The organism is Psychrobacter sp. 1Y4 (assembly GCF_051847555.1).
Window position 1 is genome coordinate 1 of record NZ_JBPYDE010000867.1, and the last position, 587, is coordinate 587.

1 protein-coding gene is annotated in these 587 nt (G+C 43.3%); it reads left to right on the forward strand.

From position 1 onward, the window contains the following. The coding region (locus ACS8FC_RS19310; RefSeq protein ID WP_439297978.1) for a hypothetical protein at window positions 1-469 on the forward strand (469 nt) is incomplete at its 5' end. Between the last annotated feature and the right edge of the window lie 118 nt (window positions 470-587).

Consider the following 587-nt stretch of genomic DNA (forward strand, 5'->3'; position numbering starts at 1 on the left):
AGTGCTTATTATTGCGGTGATACTCATTGCTATTGGTTACTTACTTTGGGTAAAACCCGAGCCAGAAGTGGTTTTACCTGTCAGTCAACCACCTACGATGAATGAGCAAACCGAGGCGGCTCAAGCGGCTTCAACTCCAGATGTCATAACTGATGAGCCTGACACTGTACTCACTGACAGCATTGTCACTGATGGAAGCGCCAATGCAAACGACGATAAGCGTGTTGAAACGCCAAATCCTAAAGCTATTTTAAATGCGCCTCTGCCAAAGACGAACAGCTTAGCTAAAGAAGAAATTGATCGTTTAGAGGACGAACGTAAACGCTTAGCTGAACAAGAAAAGTTGGCTGCTGAGCAATTGGCAATGAATAAACAGCTAACCGATATGAAAGCAGAACAAATCGCTTTACTTGAACAGCAGATAGCACAATTAGAAGCTGATAGCCCTGCTAGTACAGAGACACAATAAACGCAGGACTTTCACAAAGAGGTCTATAATGGCGATTCTGCAACTCACACATGCCTCTATTTTGAATAGCAATGCACAGCTGCTTGTTTTACCTGTCAATAACGCTGGTGTCATTCTA